Genomic DNA, 6,898 nt, shown 5'->3' with positions numbered 1-6,898 from the left:
CCGTCCAGGATGCGGCCATCGTGATGAAGGGAGCCTGAGATGAATTTCGATCCACGTTTTTCCGGACGTAAATTCGCCTCCGTCGGCACACGTCCGATCCGTCCCGACGGCATCGACAAGGTGACGGGCCGCGCGCGCTACGGCGCCGACTTCAACATGGCCGGCCAGCTGGTCGGGCGCGTTCTGAGAAGCCCGCACGCCCACGCCAGGATCGTCAAGATCGACACGTCGAAAGCGGAAAAGCTCGCCGGCGTCAAGGCGGTGATCACCGCGGCCGACCTGCCCGACCTCACCGATGGCGATGCCGCCATGTACGACGTCCTCGACAATTGCATGGCGCGCACGAAGGCGCTCTATGACGGCCACGCGGTGGCCGCGGTCGCCGCGATCGACGCCCGCACCGCCAGGCAGGCGCTGAAGCTCATCGAGATCGAGTACGAGCTTTTGTCGCACGTCACCGATGTCGACGAGGCGGCGAAGCACACGGCGCCCTTGATCAATGATGCCATCTTCACCGAGGGCCTTGAGGAAAAGCCGGTAAAACCCTCCAACGTCACCAAGCGCAGCCAGTTTGGCCATGGCGATGTCCATCAGGGTTTCGGGCACGCCGACTTCATCGTCGAGCGCTCCTTCAAGACCGAGCAGACGCACCAGGGCTATATCGAGCCGCATGCCTGCGTGGCGAATTTCAGCTCCGACGGCACCGCCGACCTCTGGGTGTGCACGCAGGGCCATTTCGTCTACCGCCAGCACTGCGCCCAGCTGCTTGGCATGGAAGCCTCGAAACTGCGCGTCACCTCCTCGGAGATCGGCGGCGGTTTTGGCGGCAAGACCCATGTCTGGGCCGAGCCGGTGGCGCTGGCGCTGTCGCGCAAGGCAGGACGGCCGGTGAAGCTGGTGATGACCCGCGACGAGGTGTTCCGCGCCTCGGGCCCGACCAGCGCCACCTCGATCGACGTCAAGATCGGCGCCCGCAAGGACGGCACCATCACCGCCGCCGAAGCGACGCTGCGCTACAGCTGCGGCCCGTATGCCGGCTCCTGGGCCGAGATCGGCGCCATGACCGCGTTCGCCTGCTACAAGCTCGATAACGTCAAGACGGTCGGCTACGAAGTGCTGGTCAACCGGCCGAAGACCGCGGCCTATCGCGCGCCTTCCGCACCCATGGCAGCCTTCGCGGTGGAAAGCGCCGTCGACGAGCTGGCCAAGAAGATCGGCATGGACCCGGTCGACTTCCGGATCAAAAACGCCGCGCAGGAAGGCACACGGTCCTCCTACGGTCCGGTCTACGGCCCGATCGGCATCGGCCCGACGCTCGAGGCGGTGAAGAGCCATCCGCACATGAAGGCGCCGCTGGGCAAGAACCAGGGCCGCGGCATGGCTTGCGGCTTCTGGTTCAACTTCGGCGGCCAGACCTGCACCGACCTCAACATCGGCATGGACGGCTCGGTCTCGCTTGCCGTCGGCACGGTCGACGTCGGTGGTTCGCGCGCGTCGCTGTCGCTGGTGGCGGCGGAGGAACTCGGCATCGACTATTCCCAGGTCAAGGCGATCGTCGCCGACACGTCCAGCCTCGGCTACAACGACATGACGGACGGCAGCCGCGGCACCTTCTCGTCTTCCATGGCAACGATCTCGGCCGCCCGCAATGCGATCAAGATCCTGCGCGAGCGCGCCGCGCAGATGTGGGACATTGCCGTCGACGACGTGGTCTGGGAGAAGGGCCACGCGATCGCCAAGGGCGAGAAGCACGGCAATCTCGGCAAGCTGTCGCTGAAGGAGATCGCGGTCGAGTCGGGCAAGACCGGCGGGCCGATCGCCGGCCACAGCGAGCTCGTCGCCGATGGCGCCGGCGTCTCCTTCGCCACCCATATCTGCGATATCGAGGTCGATCCCGATACCGGCGCCGCCAGGGTCATCCGCTACACGGTCGTGCAGGATGCCGGCAAGGCGGTGCACCCGACCTATGTCGAGGGCCAATACCAGGGTGGTGCCGCGCAAGGCATCGGCTGGGCGCTCAACGAGGAGTATATCTACGGCAAGGACGGGCGGCTGCAGAACGCCGGCTTCCTCGATTACCGCATCCCGGTCTGCTCGGACCTGCCGATGATCGACACCCAGATCCTCGAAATCCCCAACCCCAACCACCCTTACGGGGTGCGCGGCGTCGGCGAGACGTCGATCGTGCCGCCGCTGGCGGCGATCGCCAATGCGGTGTCGAATGCCGCGGGCGTGCGCATGACGCACATCCCGATGTCGCCGCCGCGCATCCTTGCCGCGATCGAGGCGGAACGGGAATGGTCGAAGTAACGCTCTGGGGCTCGCTCGCCGCGACCGCCGGAGGCAACAGCAAGGTCGAGATCGAGGCCAAGGACATAAGGGAGCTGTTCAGGAAGCTGGCTGAACAGTATCCCGGCCTCGAGCCCTTGATCGACAAGGGCATCGCCGTTGCGATCGACGGGACGATCTATCGCGATACGTGGTCGAAGAAGCTGCCGGAGGGGGCGGAGATTTTTCTGCTGCCGCGATTGGCGGGGGGATAGGCGGACACATGGCAGGGTAAAAGGTGCACTGTCACCGTAATTCCCGTAATTCTAAGAAGGCCAAAAACCGCTGTTGGATTCGACCGGGAGGAGGGTCTGATTTGCGCCCCATGCCGGTCATCGCCACGGCTCATCGCCTCTTCTCACGAGCGGACATCTTCGCGACTAGGCTGAAGCTCGCTCGGCGCCGAGAACCCGCAGCGGAATGTCATGGACTCGATGGTCGGCCCTCTCATCTTTCCGTCCGCCCACCGCATATGCGCGACGTCGAAAACCCCGGGAAGGATTGCGTTGGAGCGGCGCTGATCAGACTGGTTGCGCCTCTTCAGTGTGGCGTGCGTTCCAATGGCGCAGCAGGACCGGGACCAAAAGCGCCACGCCGAGTAGCGAGGAATAGAGTTCGGGTGCCACCAGAAGCAGGGCGGCGAACACGAGCAGCACGTTTTCCCATGGGCGTGTGCGCACCAGAAGATAGCGCGATAGCGCGGCGCCCAGGCAGGTGATGCCCAGCACGCAGCCGAAAAAGGCGAGGAAGAAGTTCGGCCAGGTGAAATCCTTCGTCACCAGCAGCAGGGACGGTGAGAAGACGAACACGAAAGGAACCAGTGCCTTACCCATCCCCAGCCGGAAGGCGGTGTTGCCGGTCTTGAACGGGTCCGCCCCCGCCATGCCAGCGGCGGCGTACGCCGCCAGCGCCACCGGTGGCGTGATGTCCGCCAGCACTCCGTAATAGAACACGAAGAAGTGAGCGACGATCGGCTCGGTGCCGAGCATGACAAGCGCCGGCGCCGCGATCGTCACCATAATGATGTAGTTCGCGGTCGTCGGGATGCCGCAGCCCATCAGGATGCAGACGACGCCAGTCATGATCAAGGTGAACAATAGGGTCAGGCCCTGGGCCGAGAAGATCGCCTCGGGGATGAAGGTGCCGAAGAGAAGGGAAAGGTGTCCGGCCGTCGATGTGACGATGTAGGACAGCTTGAAGCCCACTCCGGTCAGGGTGACGACGCCCACGACGATGCCGACGGTTGCGGCAGCGGCTCCGACTGCGAGCGCATATTTGGCGCCGTCGCGCAGACACGTCACGATGTCGGCGACCGACATGCGCCGGCGCGGATTGAGCAAGCCGACGAGAATACACAAGGTGATGCCCCAGAAGGCGGCCATGTAGGGCGTGTAGCCCGAGAGCAGCACGCCGATAAGAACGACGAGCGGGATGATCGTCGGCCAGTCCCGCTTCAGCGCCTCGACGACATCGGGCATCTCGTCCGGCCTGAGCCCCCTGAGGCCGGTTCGCTTGGCCTCGAAATGCACCTGCATGAACACGCCAAAGAAGTGCATGAAGGCGGGCACGATGGCGGCAAGGATGATGGTCGTGTAGGGCAGTTCGAGAAATTCGATCATCAGGAAGGCCGCTGCGCCCATGATCGGCGGCGTCACCTGACCGCCGGTCGAGGACGCCGCTTCCACCGCTGCGGCGAAATGTTTCTTGTAGCCGAGCTTGATCATCGCCGGGATGGTCAGCGAGCCGACGGTAACGGTGTTGGCGACCGACGAGCCGGAAATCATGCCGAACAGCGCCGAGCCGAAGATCGACACCTTGGCGGGACCCCCGGCGTAGCGGCCGGCGACCCACGCCGCACAGTCGAGGAAGAGCTGGCCGAGGCCAATGCGGGTGGCGAAGACGCCGAACAACACGAAGTGGAAGACGTAGGTGGCGACGACGCCGAGCGCGATGCCGTAGATGCCCTGCGTCGTCAGATAAAGGTGATCGATGAGCTGGGAGACGGACGCGCCGGGGTGCACCAGAATGCTCGGCATGTACCGCCCCAACAGCGCGTAGGCCATGAAGACGACGGCGATGATGGGCAGCGGGATGCCGACGGAGCGGCGCGTCGCCTCCAGCAGAAGCAGGATGAGGATAAGGCCGAACACCACGTCGAGCGCCGTGGGATTGCCGACGCGGAAGGCAAGGTCGTCGAGCGGGATCATAGGCACGTGCATGACGACGACGACCGCAGCGATCGCCAGCAGCCAGTCGAAAAGGGGTATGCCGAGCGGCCGCAGGAGGCTGGACCGCGCGGGCTGGTCGTAGCTTTTCTTCACCAGCGGGAAGACGAGGAAGATCAGCGCCAGCACCATCGACAGGTGGATGCCCCGGTGCAGCATTTCCTGCAGCAGGCCGAAACCGGCGGTGTAGTAGTGAAACAGTGACAGCGCCACCAGGAGGAAGCCGACCAGCCAGCCCGCGACACGGGTCAGTGGCCGGAAGCGGATTTCGGAGTCGAATTTCTCCTCCAGTTCGCGAGCGCTCTCCTCATCGAACTCCATTGCGGAAAGCTTGATCTTGTCGTCATCGCTCATGGCCGGTTCCGTGTCCTGAATTTCCAGACAAAAGAGGCGGAAAGCATCCCTTCCGCCTCGTTGTTGTCAGCCGGTCCAAATGCCTCTTATTTCAGGGTGCCGACTTCCTTGTAGAATTTCTCTGCGCCGGGATGAAACGGAATGCCAGCGCTGGTAACCGCGTTCTGGAGCGTGATCAGCTTGCCCTTGGCGTGGCCTGCCTGCAGGGCCTTTTGGGTTTCGTCGCTGTAAAGCGACTTGACGATCTTGTAGACGAGGTCGTCGGTCTGCTTGGCGCTGGTCACCCATTGAGCGGCGACGGAAATGGTCTTGGTTTCGCCGACATTTTTGTAGGTGCCTTCCGGCACGGTATCGGTGGAGAAGAACTTCTGCTCGGACAGCAGCTTGTCGGCCTCGGGGCCGGTGATCGGCACCAGCGTGATGTTGTTGGTGGTGGCAAGCTCAACGATTGCGCCGGTCGGATAACCACCGACGAAGAAATAAGCGTCCATGGCGCCATCCTGCAGCCGCTCTCCGGCCGGGCCAGGCTTGAGATATTCGGGCTGCACGTCCTTTTCAGCCAGACCGTAAGCGCCAAGCACAAGTCGCGCATCGACGATGGTGCCGGAGCCCGGCTCGTCAAGAGAGACGCGTTTGCCCTTGAGATCCGCCACCGACTTAATGCCGGCGTCGGCACGCGCGACCAAATGGATCGTCTCGGGATAAAGCGTCGCGATGAGGCGCAGGTCGTCAACCTTGGGCTTGCCCTCATAGAGGCCGGTGCCCGAATGCGCCCAGTAGGCGACGTCGGATTGCGTGAAGCCCGATTCGGACGCGCCCGACTGGATGGCGCTGATGTTGGCCACCGAACCGTTGGAGGACGTGGCGGTGGCGACCAAGCCTTCGACGCCGGCCGCCCCGGTTGCCGAGATGGCGTTGGCGATCAGGCCGCCCACCGGATAGTAGGTACCGGACGTTCCGCCCGTGCCGATGCGGAAAAACGCCTGCTGCGCGCGTGCCGGCGAAAATCCGGCCGCAGCCAAAGCCAGAGCGCCCGCGCCTATGGAAAAGGTGCGGCGGTTGATCGAAATAGTCATGCTACCTCCCAGTCTAAAAACCGGCAGGATGTTGCAGCGGCCAAGGTGTTGTCAACCTGTACACGCTTTTTGAGAGCGGATCGGTCCTCGCGGGCTGGCCGTGGCGCATCCTCAATAGGTGCAAATTTTGAAGAAGCACCAAAATTCGATCTGAGCCTTTATCATTGGTTGAACGGCAGTAGTTCGCATCCTTGCGCCAAAGCTGCCTGTCTGAATTCGGCCCAAAAGCAGCCATTCACCTCACCCCGCCCCTATCTCTCCTCCACAATCCTCAAATAAACCGCCGTCACGAACAGCACGATCAGCCCGACAAGATCCGCCTTGCCCCTTCCGGCATCTGCAGGATCGTCAGCACGGTCAGGATCAGGGCGCCGAGGATGGTGCCGGTGTAGACACCGCGGCCGCCGAAGATCGAGGTGCCGCCAATGACGGCGGCCACCCCGGCGCCTTCTGCCGGAAGGCGCGGCAGGCTATGGATACTTGGTCGGCGGTACGGCAGGGTTCAAATCGCCCTGCAGTTCCTTCGGCAGCGGCAGGCTTGAGCATTGCAGGTGCACTTCGCGGGCGAACAGCTTTCGTTGCTTCTGCTCATGCTCCTTGATGGCTGCGACGAGCCCCATCGAGTATGGACCAAGCAGGACGCCGAAACCCCATCCCGGATGCTCTTTCTCGCGAGCCTCGTAATCCGAAGCCGCCCTGCGGGCCTGCTGGCATGCCGGGGAGGCCCATTTCTGGTCCTGCTGCGAAAGCGACGCCTCATAGTCGACCGGGGAGGTCGCGCACCCAGCCACTGCCGCAGTCAATGCGAGGCAGATTGCGTTTCTCATCCGAAGCCTCTCCTAAGCCTTGTGAAGGGCCTGCATAGACCTGTTCATCCCACAAGGCGATAGCTGCGGTCAGGCGCCCTCCCCACCC

The 6,898-nt window shown here is 63.5% G+C and carries 5 protein-coding genes and 1 pseudogene; 2 read left to right on the top strand and 4 right to left on the bottom strand.

Annotated elements, in window-relative coordinates; translation table 11 throughout:
- The first annotated feature begins 39 nt into the window (after window positions 1–39).
- Window positions 40–2,310, top strand: coding sequence for a xanthine dehydrogenase family protein molybdopterin-binding subunit (locus EN884_RS19760; RefSeq protein ID WP_063168620.1), 2,271 nt, complete (start codon window positions 40–42; stop codon window positions 2,308–2,310).
- Window positions 2,298–2,543 carry a MoaD/ThiS family protein gene (locus EN884_RS19755; protein WP_024501711.1) on the top strand — a complete coding sequence of 82 codons (246 nt, stop codon included), beginning with the start codon at window positions 2,298–2,300 and terminating at the stop codon, window positions 2,541–2,543. The genes EN884_RS19760 and EN884_RS19755 overlap by 13 nt, the downstream gene beginning before the upstream one ends.
- A gap of 306 nt (window positions 2,544–2,849) precedes the next feature.
- Here EN884_RS19755 and EN884_RS19750 read toward each other — a convergent pair whose 3' ends face one another.
- The 4 genes and pseudogenes from EN884_RS19750 to EN884_RS19735 all read right to left on the bottom strand — a co-directional run bounded on the left by EN884_RS19750 (window position 2,850) and on the right by EN884_RS19735 (window position 6,810).
- Complete coding sequence (locus EN884_RS19750; protein ID WP_063168621.1) at window positions 2,850–4,907, bottom strand: TRAP transporter permease; 2,058 nt, start codon at window positions 4,905–4,907, stop codon at window positions 2,850–2,852.
- An 86-nt stretch (window positions 4,908–4,993) separates the two neighbouring features.
- Window positions 4,994–5,983, bottom strand: coding sequence for a TAXI family TRAP transporter solute-binding subunit (locus EN884_RS19745; protein ID WP_024501713.1), 990 nt, complete (start codon window positions 5,981–5,983; stop codon window positions 4,994–4,996).
- Window positions 5,984–6,234: 251 nt separating this feature from the next.
- Window positions 6,235–6,419: pseudogene (locus tag EN884_RS19740) on the bottom strand (ABC transporter permease); the annotation flags it as partial.
- Between the two features lie 34 nt (window positions 6,420–6,453).
- The gene (locus EN884_RS19735; RefSeq protein WP_024501714.1) at window positions 6,454–6,810 is read right to left on the bottom strand and encodes a hypothetical protein; all 357 of its coding nucleotides are present in this window, start codon (window positions 6,808–6,810) and stop codon (window positions 6,454–6,456) included.
- Window positions 6,811–6,898: the final 88 nt, after the last annotated feature.

It is taken from the genome of Mesorhizobium sp. M7A.F.Ca.AU.001.01.1.1, from assembly GCF_004022735.1.
Lineage (GTDB): Bacteria > Pseudomonadota > Alphaproteobacteria > Rhizobiales > Rhizobiaceae > Mesorhizobium > Mesorhizobium ciceri.
The sequence above is the reverse complement of the archived record's forward strand: the minus strand, read 5'-3'. Positions and strand labels throughout refer to the sequence as shown.